We start from the raw sequence: 17591 nt of genomic DNA, 5'->3' as shown, positions 1-17591 counted from the left end.
TGCGTTAGTGTGGCCAGTATGTCAGACCCAGCGAAGATCGCCGAAATCATCGGGGACGCGAAGATCGTCGCCATCGGTGAGAACAACCACCACCTCCACGAGTTCGGGGACCTGCGCAATCGTTTGCTCCGCCACCTCGTCGAGCATCGCGGTTTCCGCGTGGTCGGTTTCGAATCCGGTTTCGCCGAGGGGAAGCTCGTCGACGAGTGGCTGAACGGCGCTCCTGGAGACGTCACCGACATCGGCCGCGACGGCTTCACCTTCTCGCTCGGCGAGTCGCCCGAGGCGCACGAAATGCTGACCTGGCTTCGCGAACGCGGCGACGTCCGGTACTTCGGCCTCGACGTGCCGAGTTCCGCGGGCTCGCCCGTGCCATCGCTGGCAGCCGTCCGCGCCTATCTGTCCACTGTGGACGAGCCTGCCGTGAGCCTTGTCGACGCGGCGATCGAGGCGACAGCGGGTTACGCGTCGGTCAGCAGCGCGGAATCCCCGGCCAAGTACGCCGCACTCGACGCGGTCGCGAAAGACAGGGCCACCGCGGCGCTCACCAGGCTCAAGGCGCATCTCACCTCGTTGCGCCCAGTGTACGGGAACACCGATGCGCAAGCCGTCGCGGAGCACCACGCCGAAGGCGCACTGCGCGTCGACACCTACCTCGCCGAGGTGGCCGCGATGATGTCCGGCGACGCACCCGCCCTGCAGAGCGGTTCGCGCGACACGTACCTTGCCGAAACCGTGCGACTGATCAGGCGGCTGCACGGCGACGACACGAAGATCGTCGTGATGCTCCACAACGGACACTTGCAGCGTGTGCCGTTCTCGCCGTTCCCCGGACTCACCTCACCCTCGGCCGGAACACACCTCGCGGCCGAGTTCGGCGACGACTACTTCGCGCTGGCGCTCACCGCGGTCGAAGGTGAGACCACCGGCCTCAAGCCGGATCCGGCCGCTCGGCTCGGTTTCACCGTGTACCGCCAGGAACTCGACGCACCCGCCGACGGCAGCGTCGAAGCCGAGGGGCCTGGGCTGATGGACCTCCGCGCGCGACGCGGAACCGAGGGACCCCAGAGCATCCGTCACGCGCATATGTTCAACCCCGTCGATGTCGTCAACGCCTTCGACGCATTGGTCTGCTTCCCGGAATCGACGGTCAGTGGACACCTCACCTCCGACCAGCCCCAACCGATCGGGTGACGACCGGAGGTTGAGGTTGCCACCCGCGAGTGACAGGCGTAGGCCCGAGGCATGATCATTCGACTGGTACGGGTCATGGCCGCGCTGCCCCTCGTGGTGCTTCTGGCGCAGCCCGCCTCCGCGACGGAAGTCCAGCAGAACCCGCCGAACTGGGGGCTGGACCGGATCGACCAGCGAACGGGCCTGGATCAGCTCTATCACTACGAGACCGACGCCAAGGACGTCACCGTCTACGTGATCGACAGCGGCGTCGACGCGGCGCATCCGGACTTCGTCGGACGGGTGAAGCCCGGTAAGGACTTCCTCGACGGCGGCACGGACACCTCCGACACCAACGGCCACGGCACCTACCTGGCGGGCGTCGCCGCGTCGAGGACGTTCGGCGTCGCGAAGGGCGCGCAGATCGTCCCGGTCCGGGTGGTCGACGCGCAGGGTGGCGGGTCGATGAACAAGATCATCGCGGGTATCGACTGGGTGACGCAGAACGCACGGCAGCCCGCGGTCGCCGTCCTCGGCATCGGCGGCGCGCCCAACGACCGGCTCGACGCCGCCGTCCGCGCGCTCGCGGCGGTCGTCCCGGTCGCCCTTCCGGCGGGCGGCGAGGCCACCGACGCGGGGCAGTTCTCACCCGCCAGGGTGGCCGAGGCGCTCACCGTCGGCTCGACCGACGCGAGTGACCGGATCGACCCGACATCGAATCAGGGCCAGGTCGTCGACCTGTTCGCTCCCGGCGTGGACGTGCCGGGACCCAACGTCGGCGGCAGCGGCGGCAGGCTGCTCAGCGGGACCTCGTCGGCCGCCGCGCACGTCGCCGGGGTGGCCGCGCTGTACCGCGCCCTGCACCCCGCGGTCTCGGCGACGGACGTCACGAAGGTGCTCGTGGACCTCGCTTCGGCCGACGTGCTGACCGGTGTCCACGCGGGCACGGCGAACCGGTTGCTCCAGAGTCCTGGCGCGCAACTCGGGCGGGGATGACGTCCATCACCTGGGCAACAACTCCCGCCGTCCGAGACCGAGCAGGTAACGTGCCCCACCTACCGATCCGAAGATGGGAAGGACCGGCATGTTCCGCAAGGTACTGGTCGCCAACCGGGGTGAGATCGCCATCCGCGCGTTCCGCGCCGGATTCGAGCTCGGCGCGGGCACGGTGGCTGTGTTCCCGCACGAAGACCGCAATTCGCTCCACCGGCTGAAGGCCGACGAGGCCTATGAGATCGGCGAACCCGGTCATCCGGTGCGGGCCTATCTGTCGGTCGAGGAGATCGTGGCGGCCGCCAAGAAGGCGGGCGCGGACGCCGTCTACCCCGGCTACGGCTTCCTCTCCGAGAACCCGGACCTCGCGCGCGCGTGCGAGGAAGAGGGCATCACCTTCGTCGGGCCGAGCGCGGACATCCTCGAGCTGACCGGGAACAAGGCCCGCGCGGTCAAGGCCGCTCGCGAGGCCGGGGTTCCGGTGCTGGGCTCCTCCGAGCCGTCCTCCGACATCGACGCGCTGATCGCCGCGGCCGAGAAGATCGGCTTCCCGGTCTTCGTGAAGGCCGTCGCCGGCGGTGGCGGACGCGGGATGCGCCGCGTCGGTGACCCGGCGGTGCTGCGCGAGTCCATCGAGGCCGCCGCGCGCGAGGCCGAGTCGGCCTTCGGCGACCCGACGGTGTTCATCGAGAAGGCCGTCGTCGAGCCCCGCCACATCGAGGTCCAGATCCTCGCCGACGGCGAGGGCAACGTGATCCACCTCTTCGAGCGCGACTGCTCGGTCCAGCGACGGCACCAGAAGGTCATCGAGCTGGCCCCGGCGCCGAACCTGCCGTCCGAACTGCGGGATCAGATCTGCGCCGACGCGGTGAAGTTCGCCCGCCAGATCGGCTACCGCAACGCCGGCACCGTCGAGTTCCTGCTCGACAAGGACGGCAACCACGTCTTCATCGAGATGAACCCGCGGATCCAGGTCGAGCACACGGTGACCGAGGAGGTCACCGATGTCGACCTCGTCCAGTCGCAGCTGCGTATCGCCTCCGGCGAGACACTCGACGACCTCGGGCTCTCGCAGGACAAGGTGTACCTGCGCGGCGCCGCCCTGCAGTGCCGCATCACCACCGAGGATCCCGCCAACGGTTTCCGCCCGGACACCGGGATGATCAGCGCGTACCGCTCGCCCGGCGGCTCCGGTATCCGCCTCGACGGCGGGACCGCGTTCTCCGGCACCGAGATCAGCGCGCACTTCGACTCGCTGCTGGTGAAGCTCACCTGCCGTGGCCGTGACTTCCAGACCGCCGTCGGCCGCGCCCGCCGTGCCGTCGCCGAGTTCCGGATCCGCGGGGTGGCCACGAACATCCCGTTCCTGCAGGCCGTCCTCGACGACCCGGACTTCCGCGAAGGCCGCGTCACGACCTCGTTCATCGAGGAGCGCCCGCATCTGCTCACCGCGCGCCACTCGGCCGACCGTGGGACGCGGCTGCTGACCTACCTCGCCGACACGACGGTCAACAAGCCGCACGGCGAGCGTCCGCGCACCCTCGAACCGCAGGTCAAGCTGCCGAAGCTGCCCAAGGACCTCGAACCGGCGCCCGGCTCGAAGCAGAAGCTCACCGAACTCGGCCCGGACGGCTTCGCCCGCTGGCTGCGGGAGTCGCCGACCATCGGTGTCACCGACACCACCTTCCGTGACGCGCACCAGTCGCTGCTCGCCACCCGCGTGCGGACGAAGGACCTGCTCGCCGTCGCGCCGGTCGTCGCGCGGACCACGCCGCAGCTGCTTTCGCTGGAGTGCTGGGGCGGCGCGACCTACGACGTCGCCCTTCGCTTCCTGGCGGAAGACCCGTGGGAGCGGCTGGCGAAGCTGCGGGAAGCGGTGCCGAACATCTGCCTGCAGATGCTGCTGCGAGGCCGCAACACCGTCGGCTACACGCCGTACCCCACCGAGGTGACCCACGCCTTCGTCGAGGAGGCGACGGCGACCGGTATCGACATCTTCCGGATCTTCGACGCGCTCAACGACGTGGAGCAGATGCGCCCGGCGACCGAAGCCGTCCGCGAGACCGGTTCCGCGGTCGCCGAGGTGGCGCTCTGCTACACCTCGGACCTTTCGGATCCGGCCGAGAAGCTGTACACCTTGGACTACTACCTCAAGCTGGCGGAGCAGATCGTCGGCGCGGGGGCGCACGTCCTGGCCATCAAGGATATGGCGGGCCTGCTGCGGGCACCGGCGGCGGCACGACTGGTTTCCGCGCTGCGCAAGGAGTTCGACCTCCCGGTGCACATCCACACGCACGACACGGCCGGTGGGCAGCTGGCCACCTACCTCGCCGCGATCCAGGCGGGGGCGGACGCCGTCGACGGCGCCGTCGCCTCCATGGCGGGCACGACCTCGCAGCCGTCGCTGTCGGCACTGGTCGCCGCCACCGACCACTCGGACCGGCCGACCGGGCTGGACCTGCAGGCCATCGGTGACTTGGAGCCGTACTGGGAGAGCGTGCGCAAGATCTACGCGCCGTTCGAGGCCGGTCTCGCGTCGCCGACCGGGCGCGTGTACCACCACGAGATCCCGGGCGGGCAGCTGTCGAACCTGCGCACGCAGGCGATCGCGCTCGGCCTCGGCGAGCGGTTCGAGGACATCGAGGCGATGTACGCGGCCGCGGACCGGATCCTCGGACATCTGGTGAAGGTCACGCCTTCGTCCAAAGTGGTCGGTGACCTCGCGCTGCACCTCGTCGGCGCCGGCGTTTCGCCGGAGGACTTCGAGGCGGAGCCCAACAAGTTCGACATCCCCGACTCGGTGATCGGCTTCCTGCGCGGTGAGCTGGGCGACCCGCCCGGTGGCTGGCCGGAGCCGTTCCGCACCAAGGCCCTCGAAGGCCGCGCGAAGCCGAAGCCGGTGCAGGAACTGTCCGAAGAGGACCGCCAGGGGCTGGCCGAGAACCGGCGTTCGACGCTGAACCGGCTGCTGTTCCCCGGGCCCACGAAGGACTTCGAGGCGCACCGCGAGCAGTATGGTGACACTTCGGTCTTGCCGTCGAAGGACTTCTTCTACGGGCTGCGCCCTGGCGAGGAGTACTCGGTCGACCTGGAGCAGGGTGTCCGGCTGCTGATCGAGCTGGAGGCCATCGGCGAGGCCGACGAGCGCGGTCTGCGCACGGTGATGTCCACCCTCAACGGCCAGTTGCGCCCGATCCAGGTCCGCGACACCTCGATCGCGTCGGACATCCCGGCGACGGAGAAGGCCGACAAGTCCGATCCGAAGCAGGTCGCCGCGCCGTTCGCGGGCGTGGTCACACTGCAGGTGTCCGAGGGCGACGAGGTCGAGGCGGGTGCGACGGTCGCGACCATCGAGGCGATGAAGATGGAGGCCTCGATCACCGCTTCCACGGGCGGCAAGGTGTCGCGGCGCGCGATCAACGCCGTCCAGCAGGTCGAAGGCGGAGACCTGCTGCTGGTCCTGGAGTGACGTGAGCCGAAGGGGCCCTTCACCGCATGCGATGCGGTGAAGGGCCCCTTCGTCGCGTCTTACGAGGGGAAAGTCCCCTTCAGCTCAGCCGAACAGGCCGCGGATGTCGTCGGCGTCGAGTGAGCCACCGAACGCGTTGCCGTCGTCCATCACACCGGCGAACAGCTCGGCCTTCTTCTCCTTGAGCGCCATCACCTTTTCTTCGATGGTGTCCTTGGCGATGAGGCGATAGACCATCACGTTGCGGGTCTGCCCGATGCGATGCGTCCGGTCCACGGCCTGTGCTTCGGTCGCCGGGTTCCACCACGGGTCGAGCAGGAAACAGTAGTCCGCCTCGGTCAGGTTCAGCCCGACCCCGCCCGCTTTGAGACTGATCAGGAACACCGGCGCCGTTCCCTCTTTGAATCTCTTGAGCACCGACGCCCGGTTCCGCGTCTTCCCGTCGAGATAGCAGTATTCGACACCTTCGGCGTCCAGCCGGGTGCGAACGATGTCGAGGAACCCGGTGAACTGACTGAACACCAGCGCCCGATGCCCCCCGGCCACGACGTCGCCGAGTTGTTCGAGGAGGGCGTCGACCTTGGCACTGGCGAGATTCCGGTGCTTCTCGTCCACCAGCCCGGCGTGCAGGCTCAGCTGCCGAAGCAGAGTCAAGGAGCGGAGGATGGTGAACCGGTTCCGGTTGAGGTCGTCGATCAGGCCGAGCACCTTCTGCCGTTCCCGTTGCAAATGCGTTTGATAGATCTTGCGGTGCCGCGGCGGCAGCTCGACTTCGAGGATCTGCTCCTGTTTCGCGGGCAGATCGGTGAGCACCTGTTCCTTGGTGCGACGGGTGATCAGCGGTTTGATCCGCCGTCGCAGCTGGGCGAGCAGGTCGGTGTCGCCGTCCCTCTCGATCGGGCGCGCGTAGAACTCGGCGAACCGCGTGGGGTGGGGGAACAGGCCCGGCGCGGTGATCGACAGCAGCGACCACAGTTCCATCAGGCTGTTCTCCATCGGGGTGCCGGTGATCGCGAGCTTGACCGGTGCCGGCAGCCTTCGCGCGCATTGGTAGATCCGCGAGTGGTGGTTCTTGGCGAACTGCGCTTCGTCCATGATCAGCCCCGACCAGGACAGTGCGGCGTAATCGTCGAAGTCGAGCCGGAACAAGGTATGTGAGGTGACGACGAGGTCCGCGCCCTCGGCGATCTCGTCGAGGGCCGTACCCCGGCGTCGCGCGGTGTCCGAGATCGCCACCACGTTCAGTCCAGGGGAGAACCGCGCCGATTCGGCAGCCCAATTCGACACGACGCTGGTCGGCGCGATGATCAGGAACGGTGGGAGATCGGGGTCCTGCTGCTTGGCGTGGCAGATCAGCGCCAGCGACTGCAGTGTCTTGCCGAGCCCCATGTCGTCCGCGAGGATGCCGCCGAGCTGAAACCTCCACAGGAAAGTCAGCCAGCGGAACCCATCGAGCTGGTACGGGCGCAGGGTCGCGTCGAGTGTGTCCGGCGGTTCGACGACGTCGACGGTGTCGACCGAGCGCAGCGCGTCGAGCTGGCGCTGCCACTGCTTCGCCTGGCGGCCGACGACGCCGAGCGCGGCCAGTTCGTCCCAGAGACCGACCTGGTACCGGCTGATCCGCAGCGGGTCGCCAGGCGAGTCCTGCAAGGCGCGCGCTTCTTCGATCAGGGTGCGCAAGGTCCGCAGTTCGGCCTTCTCCAGGGAGAAGTAGGCGCCGTCCGGCAGCAACAGATGGGGATGCCCCGCGGCCAGAGCCAGGAACACCTCGGTGAACGGGACCTCGCGGCCCTCGGCGGTGATCGTGATGCCGAGGTCGAACCAGTCTGTCTCGCCGTGGATCTCTTCGGTGGACACGCCGATCGACAGCGTGTCGCTCACCTCGCGGTAGTCGGCGGGGTCGCCGCTGATCTCGACGTCGATTTCCGGCCGGTCCGCGAGCAGCGGCAGCGATTCCGTGGTGAAGTGGAGGGTTTCGTTGCCACGCAAAGTTTTCGGCTGGTTCGAGATTAAGGCGAGGTCGAGCCCGGCCAGGATTTCGGTTTCCTTGGCGAGGTCGCGGTACCCGCTGTCCGATTGTTCCGCCTGGTTCAACGGGACGTGCAGCAGGGAGTCCCCGACCGTGTAGGTCCACTCCCAGCTGAGGTCGACCGAGTGCCCCGACCCGTAGGCGGCGTTCAGCCTCAGTTTCGGATCGGAGATCACCGGAGGGACGAACGACTCGTCGGAGGAGATCATCGGCGCGATATGACGCAGCCGCGGGTAGTAGCTTTCGCGGAACCTGGTCACCTGCTTTGCTGGAATCGCGATCCGCTCGTTGGCGAGCACCAGCTGCTGAAGTGCCTGAGGGGCGGGCGTGGCGAGCCGTGCCAGCCGAAGCGGACGGCGGGTGGGATCGGGTTCCGCCTCGGCGTCCGCGCGTTCGTTGTACAGCAGCCCATGGCCTTCGGTTCCGAAGAAACCGAGCGGAACGGCGTCGACCGGGTATCCGCCGACGGTGAGGGCAGGCGTGATGGAGAGTGACCCGGACGCCGTGGCTTGGATGGCGTCCAACGAGTACTCGGCGCCCTCGGCGAGGACGACGTCGCCAAGGTGTTTGTGCGAGTGGATCAGGCGTAACCCGGCAGCCCGTGCCTCCTCCAGGATCGGCCAGAGCCGCCCGCTCTGGAACGAGCACAGGTCGATCGTTTTGGCTTGATAGGACTGATAGCCGTAGCCTCCGGCCTGATACAGGGCGTACAGCTCGTTGAGTATGCGCACGTGCGTGGGGTCGAGGCCTTGATAGCCGAGGTAACCGACGGAGTGCCAGGCCAGGTTGCCACTGACCCAGCCCTTTTTCTTACCCGGCTGCATCAGTTTGGCGAAAAGCCGCGCCGGCGTGTGCCCCTGCCTGCCGCGCTGGTTCCGCGAGCCGGGAACGACGGTCAGCTCGAGTGCCATCGGTATGGTGCCGGACGCGGTCTTCGGTTCCGTGCCGAGCAGCGGCCGCAGCACCGACTCCCAGGCGGGGACCTTCGGCTTGGCTTCTCGAACCGGGCGGGAGCCGATCGCGGTCAGGACCAGGGCCGCGACGTGTTTGCAGTTGTAGCCGACCGGGCAGGTGCAGCTACCCGCCTCGAAGGTCTCGCGTCGGTCGCCGAAGTCCGCCATGGTCTCGTAGACCGCGCCCCTGCCGCTTACTTGCCCGGTGAGGACGCCGAGCTTCGAATCCCAGGCCATGGTGAGCACGTGGCCGTTTCGCGCGTAGGCGCGGCCCCTGGCGTAGGAGGTCCTCCCGACGACCCGCTCGACGTCTGAGGGCTGACCATCGAAAACCACCCGCTGCATCACGGCAAGATATCGGCCGCCGTTCGCCTGCCCCGCCCGACCCGCCGGTGGGGATCCGGCTCAGTGATACAAGAGGTTTCTGTGGCTCCTGGGGCGCACTACTGTGTCGCGGGTGCTGATCAACGCCGTACCCCAGTTTCAGGGCGCGCTGACCGAGCGTGCGCCGGAGTTGCCCGAAGGCTGCGTCGCGCTCGCCGAGCTGGCGGGCCACGTCCTTGGCGTGCCGGTGCACCACATCCGGCAGAACCGCGAGACCTCGCCGGTCGTCGACGGCGTCGCCAACCGTGCCGTCCTCATCGGAGCGAACCGGGTGGCGCAGCTCGCCGCGCTGGAGGCGCCGGGCGGGCCGGTGCTCACCATCGGCGGTGACTGCGGTGTCGAACTCGTCCCGATCGGGGTCGCGCGCTATCGCTTCGGCCCTGGTCTCGGCGTCGCCTGGTTCGACGCGCACGCGGATCTCAACACCGCGGCGACGTCGCCGTCGGGCGCGTTCCACGGCATGGTGCTGCGTTCGCTGCTCGGCGAGGGTGATCCGGACTTCGCCGCGAACCCGCCGGTCGAACCAGGTCGTGTCGTCCTCGCCGGGACGCGGGTCTTCGACGAGGCAGAGCAGGCCGTGGTCGACCGGGGCCTGGTGGTCGAGTCCGCCGACACCGCCGCCGGACTGGCCGGCGCGGACAAGGTGTACGTCCACCTCGACCTCGACGTGCTCGACCCGGGGGAGTTCGACGGCCTGAACTACCCGGAGCCCGGTGGCTTGACGATCGAGCGTCTGGTGGCGATGCTTCGCGGGCTGAGCGGCTTCGAAGTCGTAGGCGCCGGGATCACCGAATGCGCGGGCACCGAGGTACGCGTGCTCGAGCCCGTGCTCGAAGCCCTCGGGGATTTGCTCACCGGAAAGCAGTGACGCTCCGTCACGGCTGACTCCGCTTCGGCCGTTCGTACGTATCGCGCGAGGCGTTTGCCGGGCACTTGTCATCAAAATTCAGGGATGACCCGTGAATTTGTCACGATGGTGACAAGAAATCGGTTTCTTCTGCGGAAGGTGACACATTTACGAGCTAGTGCGCGATGTGTTCGTTGTCACCTCACGACGATTGTGCGGTGCGCGGACGCTGGGCGGAGCAAAGGAGCTGCGATGTCGTTGGAGCGCGGAATCGAACACACTCCGTCTCCGGCTGCGCTGCCGCGCAAACTCGCCGACATCCTGAGGCCGGAACTGGGCAGTCTCGCCAACGAGATCGTCGACGAGATCCGGGCGACCATCCCCGCGTACGCGCGTCCGCTCGACGGGCCGTACGGCAAGTCGATCCGCGCGGGTGTCGAGTACGCGATCACGCTGTTCGTCGCCCAGATCGCGGAGCCCACCGTCTCGAAGGAACAGTCCCACGAGGTCCACCATCGGCTCGGGCAGAACGAGATGCGGGAAGGCCGCAGCCTCGACACCCTGCAGTCCGCCTATCGCGTCGGCGCACGCGTCTCGTGGCGGCGCATGATGCGCGTCGGCCGCCGCAGCGGGCTTTCGTCCGCCGTGATGTCGCAACTGGCCGACACGATGCTCGCGTTCATGGACGAACTCGCGTCCGTCGCGCTCGACGGGTATCTCGAGGCGAAGGCGCGTACGGCGGGCGCGTTGGACACCTGGCGCCGGAAACTGCTGCACCTGGTGCTGGAAACCCCGCCCGCGCCGACGAAGGCGATCGCGGAACTCGCGCAGCTGACCGGCTGGACGGTGCCCGAGCGCGCGACCCCGGTCGTGCTGCACCCGGTCAACGACACCGTCAGACCTCGGCGGCACAACGTGGTCGATTCGGACGTCCTCGCCGAACTCGACTGTGCCGAACCGCGTCTGCTCGTACCCGGCGAGATCTCCGCCGCGCGCCTGACCACCCTGCAGGCCGCGCTGCCGGACTACCGGCTGTCGATCGGCCCGTGCCGTCCACTCGACTCCGTCGCCGACGCGCTGCGCTGGGCGCGCGACGCCCTGCACCTTTCCGAACGCGGGATCATCCCGGCACGCCGGGTGATCCGCGCCGAAGAACACCTCGCGACGCTGCTCGTGAACGCCGACTCCGCGCTGACCTGCCAGCTGCGCGACCGCCTGTTCGCCCCGCTCGCCGAGATGACCGGGAAACAGCAGGAACGGCTGCTCGAAACCCTTCGCGCCTGGCTCGACAGCCAGGGCAACGTCGTCGACATCGCCGAGCGGCTCCAGGTCCACCCGCAGACCGTGCGATACCGCATGCGGCAGCTACAGGCGACCTTCGGCAAGCACCTGCGCGACCCGGGGGCACGGTTCGAGATGGAACTCGCGCTGCGGGCCGGGGTCGCTCCCGCCTCGGCGCCGGCCGGTTACGCGTTGCCGGACGTGCTTCCGGTGCCGCGCAAGAGTCCACAGTGGACGCCGAGCGGGTCGTAGTCCATGTCCTGTAAGTCTTACACATGATTGGACGGCGATCTCGTGTGATTGGACGGCGATCTCACGCATGCACGTGAGATCGCCGTCCAATCACGTGAGATCGCCGTCTGATCACGCGTACCGCACGTCAAGCATGCAGGATCTCGGGACACTAGCCAGCTGGGTGTCAGAAAGGGGCTTTCGGGACGAAACGTCCTGAAAGCCCCTTTCATGACACTCGCGCGAGCCAGGTCAGCGGCGCCCCACCGGCGGGTCCGTGTTCGGGCACTTGCGTTCGGCCTCCCAAGGAAGGCCTACCTGGTTGACCCCGATGCACGCCTGGTTCCCCGGTCCTGACCCCATTCCGCTCAGCAGGGAGTCGAGGTCCTCCTTGACCCCGCAGCCGGAGAACTTGGGCAGGGTGAAGCCCCTGAAGGCGGGGTCTGGATCGTGCCGATCGGTACGCAGCACACCGCCGGTGAACGCGTTCCAATTCGGCCCGCGCAGGTTCAACACGATCGGTTCGCTGGTCATGCAGTTGGCCCCGACATCGAGGGGGACGCCGTTGATGGTGATGTCTCTCAGTTTCCCGAAGAGTTCGATCCGTGCGATGGCTGTCGTCGTGGTGTCCCCATGCAACATGGTCTCGACGTCGAGGACGGTGTTGCCGGTTTTGTAGTCGGTCGGCAGAAGCTCCATCGTCCCGTTGATCGGGACGAAACCGAAGCCGAGGAAGGTCATCTTGCTCGGCGGCAAGATCGTGGAGCCGGTGCTGCGATGGGGAGGCGCGGGGTAGAGATAGTAGAAGGCGTTGAAGATGAACGAGGGGGTCAGCCGGACGAACGCCCCCAGTTTCTCCACCGACGACGTGCCTTGCGACTCGAAGGGCTGCAGGGGGAACACGGCGTCCGGCGGCGGATCTTCGTTCGCGGCGTGCGCTCCGGCGCCTGCCTTCTGCCCGGGTTTGTCGGTCTTCGGTCTCGCGACGCCCATCTCCAGCAGGGTGACGCTGCCCAGCTTGGTGTCCTGATCCGGGGCCTGCGTGCAGCTGACCGGTTTTGGCGGCGCGTCCGCCTGCTCCGCGGTCAGCGCGAGGGACGGCGCGCCCGTGGTGAGCCGGAGTTCGCCGGAGCGGGTCGCCACGATGTCGGGAACCTTGCCCGTCGCGACCAGCTTCAGCTCACCGGCGGCGGGCACCTTGGTCGCCGGGATCTCGAGGGTCACCGGAATCTGGGACTTCTTGTCCTCGCGGGCTGCCGTGAGCTCGATCGTCGCCGTGCCCGCCACCTCGGTGAGCGCGCCCAGTGCTCCCTCGCCGAGAGTGAAGGTGAGAGAGAAGTCCTTGACTTGCACCGGCTTTCCGGTTTGGACGACCTTGGGCAGGGTGGCATGGACGTCCATGGTGACCGGACGTGCGCCGACCGGATCCGGGAAGACACAGGTGTTCGCCAGAGTTTGGCGCGCGGGGGAGGCCCCCTGCAGCGGCGCCTTCGGCGGGACCGTCGGATCGGTCGCCGCCGAGGAGGCCAGCGCACCGTTCACGCCCGCGAGCAGGATCACTCCCGCCAGCACGGGAAGCCTCCCGAGTGTCCGGCGAACCTGCTGCGTCATCTGGGTTTCCTCTCGCGTCAAACGACGGGGATCGCCGGGGCGAACGCGCGGTTCTGTGCCGGGTCGGTGTTTTTGACCGTACAGTTGAGCGTCCACGGGGTCCAGGTGCCGTCCCTCTTGTGGAAATCGACTTCGAGTTTGAACGTGGTGCCGAGCGCGACGGTCGCCTCGCCGGGGGCACCCGCCGTGAAAGTGGGGACGATGGTGGCCGCGTTCTGCGTGAAGCCGACCGTGCGAGGCCCTGGCACGTACGGGGTGATCTGCTCGGGCATGTCCAGTCCGGTGACGGTCGCCGAAGCGGGCGTGGTGTTCGTCGTGGTCAGCGGCGCGGTCACCTTGCCGCGGAGGCCGTCGTAGTTGGCGGCGCTGAAGATCGTCGCGTTGTGGATGGCGTTGAAGGTCGCGGTGCCTGCGATCGCCGCCGGGGTGAAGGTGCCGCCCGCCGCTACCGGGCCCGGGCTGTCGAACTTCGCCGTGATGTCGAGCGGTTGCTGTCCGATCATGGGGAAACCGCACAGGTGGACGACGGTTCCGGTCGCGTGCGAGGTGGCGGCCGAGGCCTGCCCGGTGGTGAGCAGGGAGGCCACGCCGGACACGATGACGGAAACCATGCCTGCCCGGCGAACCTGCTGTCCCACAAGGATTCCTCTCGCGCCGACGCTGACGGTCAGTTGATCGTGATCGCCGGGCTGAACGCGCGGTTCTGTGCCGGGTTCGTGTTCTTCACGGTGCAGTTACCCGTCCAGGGGCTCCACGATCCGTCCCTCAGGTGAAAATCGGCGTCGATGCGGAGCGTGGGACCGAGCGAGATGACCGCCTGGCCGGGTGTGCTCGTCCCGAAGGTGGGAACGACGGTGCTCGCGTCCTGGACGAATTGGACCGTGCGCGGCCCTGGAACGTACGGCGGGACCTGTTCGGGAATCCTCAGGTTCGTCACGGCCACCGAAGCCGGAGTGACGTTCGTCCCGGTGACCGGTGTGGTCACCGTCCCGCGAAGGCCGTCCCGGTTGGAGGCGTAGAGCACGGCGTTGAGCGTGGCGTCGAAGACGAAGCTCCCGGTGATTCCGGTCGGGGTGACGGTGCCACCCGCGGCCACTGAACCGGGGCCGGTGAAGTTCATCCTGACTTCGAGCGGTTGCTGGCCGAACGGAGTGCCGCACATGTAGGCGATGGCCCCCGTGGCGAAGGACGTGCCGGCCATGGCCGGTGCGGCCGTGAGTGTGGAAACCGCGCTGATCATGATGACGGAGGCCACGCCTGCCCGGCGGATCAGGCGAACCTGCTGTCCCATAGGGGTTCCTCTCGTGACCGGCGGTAAAGACCGTGCGGGGCGGGCGTCCCCGCCCCGCACGGGTGGTTCATCAGGTGATGGTGATGGACGGGCTGAACGCCCGGTTCTGTGCCGGGTTGGTGTTCTTCACCGTGCAGTTGAAGCTCCAGGCGGTCCAGGAACCGTCTTTCTTGTGGAACTCCAGCGGCGCGCTGATCGTGGTGCCGAGGGAGGCCGTCGCGGAGCCGGGCGTGCCGGCGGTGAACGTGGGAACACCGGTGCCCGCGTCCTGGGCGATGTTGAACGTCCGCGGTCCCGGCACGTACGGGTTGATCTGTGTCGGGACGTTGAGGTTCGCCACCGTCGCCGAAGCGGGGGTGGCGTTGGTGACGGTGACCGGCATGTTCACCTTGCCGCGGACGCCGTCGTAGTTGGCGCTGTTGAGCAGCGCGTTGATGGTGGCGCTGATCGTCGCGGTACCCGTGATGTTCGACGGCGTGAAGGTGCCGCCCGACGCGACCGAAGCCGGCCCGTCGAACTTGGCCGTCACGTCCAGTTGCTGCTGGCCGATGGCGGGAAAGTTGCACATGTACGCGACTTTGCCCGTCGTGTAGGGGGCGAGGGCGGCGGCCGTGCCGGCGGTGAGCAGGGCGATGGCGCCGAACACGATGCCGGTGGTGGCGGCACCGGCTGACAACTTGCCAAGTCTGCGGGACATACCTGTCATCTCCTTTGATCCAGTTTACGTCTCGGGCAGCTTTCCCCATGCGCCTTTCGGCGATTTTTTTGATCTTTTATGCTCGACTCGAGCGACTTTCTCGGTGGTGGGGTAAACCGAGGTTACCCGCGAGTTATGTACGTAACAAGGATTCATGTCGACATGTTTCGGAGTGGGTGCGGAACCCGTTCTTTCTTGTCAGCGCGCGCTGAATGCGATTATGAAGTTTGTCCGTGGATGACAAAGAAGCCGCCGATCGGCGGAGCCGGGTTAATATTTCCCGCATGGCTTCTGTCAATCGACGAACCGCGACACGGCGCGTGACGACTACCACGATAGCCGTAATGATCGCCACGGTTTCCCTTTCCGGCATCGCCCAAGCCGCGCCCACCGGCGAACCGCGGCCGTGGGGGAGCAACGACTACCAGCAAGGGCAGGGCACCGTTCCTCCCTCGGCGTTCGGCGCGAGCGCGGTCTCCGCGGGCGGGCTCACCCATCTGGCCCTCAAGGACGGCGGTGTGATCGCCTGGGGCAACGACAACTACGGCCAGGTCACCGTTCCGGCGGCGGCCACCTCGGGAGTCTCGGCGATCGCGGCGGGCTGGGCGCACGAACTGGCGCTCAAGAACGGCGGCGTCATCGCCTGGGGCAACGGCTTCTACGGCCAGAACGTGGTCCCGGCGGCCGCCAAGTCAGGGGTCACCGCGATCTCCACCAGCGCTTACTTCAACCTTGCGCTCAAGAACGGGGGCGTGCTGAGCTGGGGGTCGCGGACCGCCGTCCCCGCGACGGTTTCCTCGGGGGTCACCGCGATCTCCGCGGGTGTCGATCACGGCCTGGCGCTCAAGAACGGCGGCGTGCTCGGGTGGGGCAGCAACGTGAAGGGCCAGATCACCGTGCCGGCGGCGGCGACCTCCGGGGTGACGGCGATCTCGGGCGGGTTCCGCCACAGCATCGCGTTGAAGAACGGCGGCGTCATCGCCTGGGGTGACAACACTTACGGTCAGGCTTCGGTGCCGCCCGAGGCGCAGTCGGGCGTCGTCGCCATCGATGCGGGCTTCAACCACAACGTGGCGTTGAAGGCCGATGGGAGCGTCTTCGCCTGGGGTAGCAACCTGAAGCAGGAGAGCCGGGACACCAGCTCGGAACCGCCGATGGACATGTGGAAGTTCTCCGGTGCCTGTGCCCCGGTCTACGCCGTTTCCGCAGGTGACGGCACCGGCGTCGCGCTGGTCGATCCGAGCGCGCCGCAGTTCTGCTGATCACGGTGAGGTGGGTCTCGTGAGTGGTAAGGACGATCGCAGGCCCGTGAAAGCCCCTTCCCTACCTTGAGAGTCAGGGGCCCGGCGAAGTCGAGGTCTTGCAGGTCAGGCGGCTCTTCGTCGCGGGGTCACACCGGTCGCGGAACTTGGTCAACAAAGGTTCAGGGGCAGGTCTCCGCCAAGAACCCCGGCACACGCCCGAGTGGGGAGGATTTGGGACGTTCACCGTCCGAAATCCTCCCCACTCGGGCGTGCAGGCACTAGCGATACCAAGCCCGGATCACCGCCAGCAGTGCTGACCAGCAGGTCCGCGAAGGCCTCCTTTCCTACCTTGCGAGTAGGGAAGGAACCCTTCACGGCGGCCACCACAACGCTCACCTTGATCCCGGAAGCGATGCGCAGCAGGTGAAGGCAAACGGCGCGCCTGGGACGCAGGGGGTGGGTCTCGTGGAGGTAAAGACGGGTCAACAGAGGTTCCGGGACTTGCCCCCCGGCACACGCCCGAGCGGGGAAGATTTCGGACGTTGAACGACCTGAATCCTCCCCGCTCGGCCCTTGCAGGCATTAGCGATGCCAAGCCCGGATTACCACCAGCAGCGCTGACCAGCAGCTCCGCGACTTTGCCGGGACCCTGACCTACGCGCGGGCAAGGGGGCCTGAGGGTTGCCTAGACGTTCGACTTCATGTTCAGGTTGATCGTGTTGCCTGGACCGGAGATCAACGCGCCCAACGCGAGGTCGTTGATGAAGCAGTCCTTGAACTCGGGGATGGTGAACACACCCGACGAGGGAATCGTCTCGGCGAACAGGTCCACGTTCTTCGACACCAGGGTCAGGTCGAGCGGGGTGACCGTCTTGCAGGCCTTCGGCGCCGTCGGGAGCGGGATGACCGGCCAGAACAGGCCGACCACGATGTTGTCGATCAGCATGTTCGCCTGCGAACGGGTGGTCAGATCGCCGTTGGCCAGCGTGCCGGTGACCGGGCCGGTCGGCTCGATCCGCACTCGGGCCTTGATCTTGAAGACGCCCGAGACCAGCGAAATGTTCGCTGTCGAGGGCGGTAAGGACAGATTGCCTCGGATCCCGACGTTGTCACCGTCGATGACCAGGGCGCCGTCGAGCTGGCCGGGGCCAAGGTCGAGGGAGCCGCCGGTCTTCTTGACCACGGTCTTCCCGGTGACGGTGTAGGACACCGGGATCTCCACCGGGTCGTCCGCGAGGGCGGGGGTGGCGGCGAGACTGCCCGCCACGGCGATCGCGGAGGTGAGCGCGACGACCGTGCCGAGACGGCGACGGGCGGTTTTCGGGCGCGTTCGACCGAACATGGGATTCTCCTCGTTTTCTCTCCTGTTTTATAACGCGGACGAAAGG

The 17591-nt window shown here is 67.5% G+C and carries 12 protein-coding genes; 6 read left to right on the top strand and 6 right to left on the bottom strand.

The genetic code is table 11. The features are described 5' to 3' along the window. Positions 1–18: 18 nt before the first annotated feature. The 3 genes from ACM6LR_RS29900 (at position 19) to ACM6LR_RS29890 (ending at position 5635) form a co-directional block, all read left to right on the top strand. Entirely contained in the window at positions 19–1194 is a 1176-nt protein-coding gene (locus tag ACM6LR_RS29900) for an erythromycin esterase family protein (RefSeq protein WP_414945003.1), read from the top strand. A gap of 51 nt (positions 1195–1245) precedes the next feature. Further along, entirely contained in the window at positions 1246–2169 is a 924-nt protein-coding gene (locus tag ACM6LR_RS29895; protein ID WP_414942097.1) for a S8 family serine peptidase, read from the top strand. A gap of 88 nt (positions 2170–2257) precedes the next feature. Next, positions 2258–5635 carry a pyruvate carboxylase gene (locus ACM6LR_RS29890; RefSeq protein WP_414945062.1) on the top strand — a complete coding sequence of 1126 codons (3378 nt, stop codon included), beginning with the start codon at positions 2258–2260 and terminating at the stop codon, positions 5633–5635. 84 nt (positions 5636–5719) lie between these two features. Here the strand turns inward: ACM6LR_RS29890 and ACM6LR_RS29885 are convergent, their stop codons facing one another. Continuing rightward, positions 5720–8962, bottom strand: coding sequence for an SNF2-related protein (locus ACM6LR_RS29885; protein WP_414945002.1), 3243 nt, complete (start codon positions 8960–8962; stop codon positions 5720–5722). A gap of 112 nt (positions 8963–9074) precedes the next feature. On the opposite strand from ACM6LR_RS29885, the gene ACM6LR_RS29880 reads away from it, so the two are divergent. Together ACM6LR_RS29880 and ACM6LR_RS29875 are read left to right on the top strand one after the other, a co-directional pair. Then, complete coding sequence (locus ACM6LR_RS29880; RefSeq protein WP_414945001.1) at positions 9075–9869, top strand: arginase family protein; 795 nt, start codon at positions 9075–9077, stop codon at positions 9867–9869. A 231-nt stretch (positions 9870–10100) separates the two neighbouring features. Then, a complete protein-coding gene (locus ACM6LR_RS29875; protein ID WP_414942100.1) occupies positions 10101–11381 on the top strand; it encodes a PucR family transcriptional regulator in 1281 nt (426 codons plus the stop codon). Positions 11382–11612: 231 nt separating this feature from the next. Here ACM6LR_RS29875 and ACM6LR_RS29870 read toward each other — a convergent pair whose 3' ends face one another. The 4 genes from ACM6LR_RS29870 to ACM6LR_RS29855 all read right to left on the bottom strand — a co-directional run bounded on the left by ACM6LR_RS29870 (position 11613) and on the right by ACM6LR_RS29855 (position 14959). After that, positions 11613–12971, bottom strand: a complete 1359-nt coding sequence (locus tag ACM6LR_RS29870) for a DUF6801 domain-containing protein (protein WP_414945000.1) — start codon at positions 12969–12971, stop codon at positions 11613–11615. A 17-nt stretch (positions 12972–12988) separates the two neighbouring features. Further along, on the bottom strand, positions 12989–13609 hold the full coding sequence (locus tag ACM6LR_RS29865; RefSeq protein ID WP_414944999.1) for a DUF6801 domain-containing protein: 621 nt from the start codon (positions 13607–13609) through the stop codon (positions 12989–12991). A gap of 29 nt (positions 13610–13638) precedes the next feature. Further along, positions 13639–14262: a DUF6801 domain-containing protein gene (locus tag ACM6LR_RS29860; RefSeq protein ID WP_414944998.1), complete on the bottom strand. Its 624-nt coding sequence runs from the start codon at positions 14260–14262 to the stop codon at positions 13639–13641. Between the two features lie 70 nt (positions 14263–14332). Beyond that, a complete protein-coding gene (locus ACM6LR_RS29855) occupies positions 14333–14959 on the bottom strand; it encodes a DUF6801 domain-containing protein (RefSeq protein ID WP_414942104.1) in 627 nt (208 codons plus the stop codon). Positions 14960–15303: 344 nt separating this feature from the next. Between ACM6LR_RS29855 and ACM6LR_RS29850 the strand changes: the two genes are divergently transcribed. Then, on the top strand, positions 15304–16221 hold the full coding sequence (locus tag ACM6LR_RS29850; RefSeq protein WP_414942105.1) for an RCC1 domain-containing protein: 918 nt from the start codon (positions 15304–15306) through the stop codon (positions 16219–16221). 667 nt (positions 16222–16888) lie between these two features. Here the strand turns inward: ACM6LR_RS29850 and ACM6LR_RS29845 are convergent. Further along, positions 16889–17545, bottom strand: coding sequence for a hypothetical protein (locus ACM6LR_RS29845; RefSeq protein ID WP_414942106.1), 657 nt, complete (start codon positions 17543–17545; stop codon positions 16889–16891). Between the last annotated feature and the right edge of the window lie 46 nt (positions 17546–17591).

It is taken from the genome of Amycolatopsis sp. cmx-11-32 (genome assembly GCF_047608695.1).
GTDB lineage: Bacteria > Actinomycetota > Actinomycetes > Mycobacteriales > Pseudonocardiaceae > Amycolatopsis.
Note: the sequence above shows the minus strand (reverse complement) of the source record. Positions and strands in the feature narration are given on the sequence as shown.

What these genes read in the sequence shown, in the direction of transcription:
- ACM6LR_RS29845 (WP_414942106.1), bottom strand. Translation starts at nt 17,545, where the DNA reads ATGTTCGGTCGAACGCGCCCGAAAACCGCCCGTCGCCGTCTCGGCACG.
- ACM6LR_RS29855 (WP_414942104.1), bottom strand. Translation starts at nt 14,959, where the DNA reads ATGTCCCGCAGACTTGGCAAGTTGTCAGCCGGTGCCGCCACCACCGGC.
- ACM6LR_RS29885 (WP_414945002.1), bottom strand. Translation starts at nt 8,962, where the DNA reads ATGCAGCGGGTGGTTTTCGATGGTCAGCCCTCAGACGTCGAGCGGGTC.
- ACM6LR_RS29860 (WP_414944998.1), bottom strand. Translation starts at nt 14,262, where the DNA reads ATGGGACAGCAGGTTCGCCTGATCCGCCGGGCAGGCGTGGCCTCCGTC.
- ACM6LR_RS29890 (WP_414945062.1), top strand. Translation starts at nt 2,258, where the DNA reads ATGTTCCGCAAGGTACTGGTCGCCAACCGGGGTGAGATCGCCATCCGC.
- ACM6LR_RS29900 (WP_414945003.1), top strand. Translation starts at nt 19, where the DNA reads ATGTCAGACCCAGCGAAGATCGCCGAAATCATCGGGGACGCGAAGATC.
- ACM6LR_RS29875 (WP_414942100.1), top strand. Translation starts at nt 10,101, where the DNA reads ATGTCGTTGGAGCGCGGAATCGAACACACTCCGTCTCCGGCTGCGCTG.
- ACM6LR_RS29895 (WP_414942097.1), top strand. Translation starts at nt 1,246, where the DNA reads ATGATCATTCGACTGGTACGGGTCATGGCCGCGCTGCCCCTCGTGGTG.
- ACM6LR_RS29850 (WP_414942105.1), top strand. Translation starts at nt 15,304, where the DNA reads ATGATCGCCACGGTTTCCCTTTCCGGCATCGCCCAAGCCGCGCCCACC.
- ACM6LR_RS29870 (WP_414945000.1), bottom strand. Translation starts at nt 12,971, where the DNA reads ATGACGCAGCAGGTTCGCCGGACACTCGGGAGGCTTCCCGTGCTGGCG.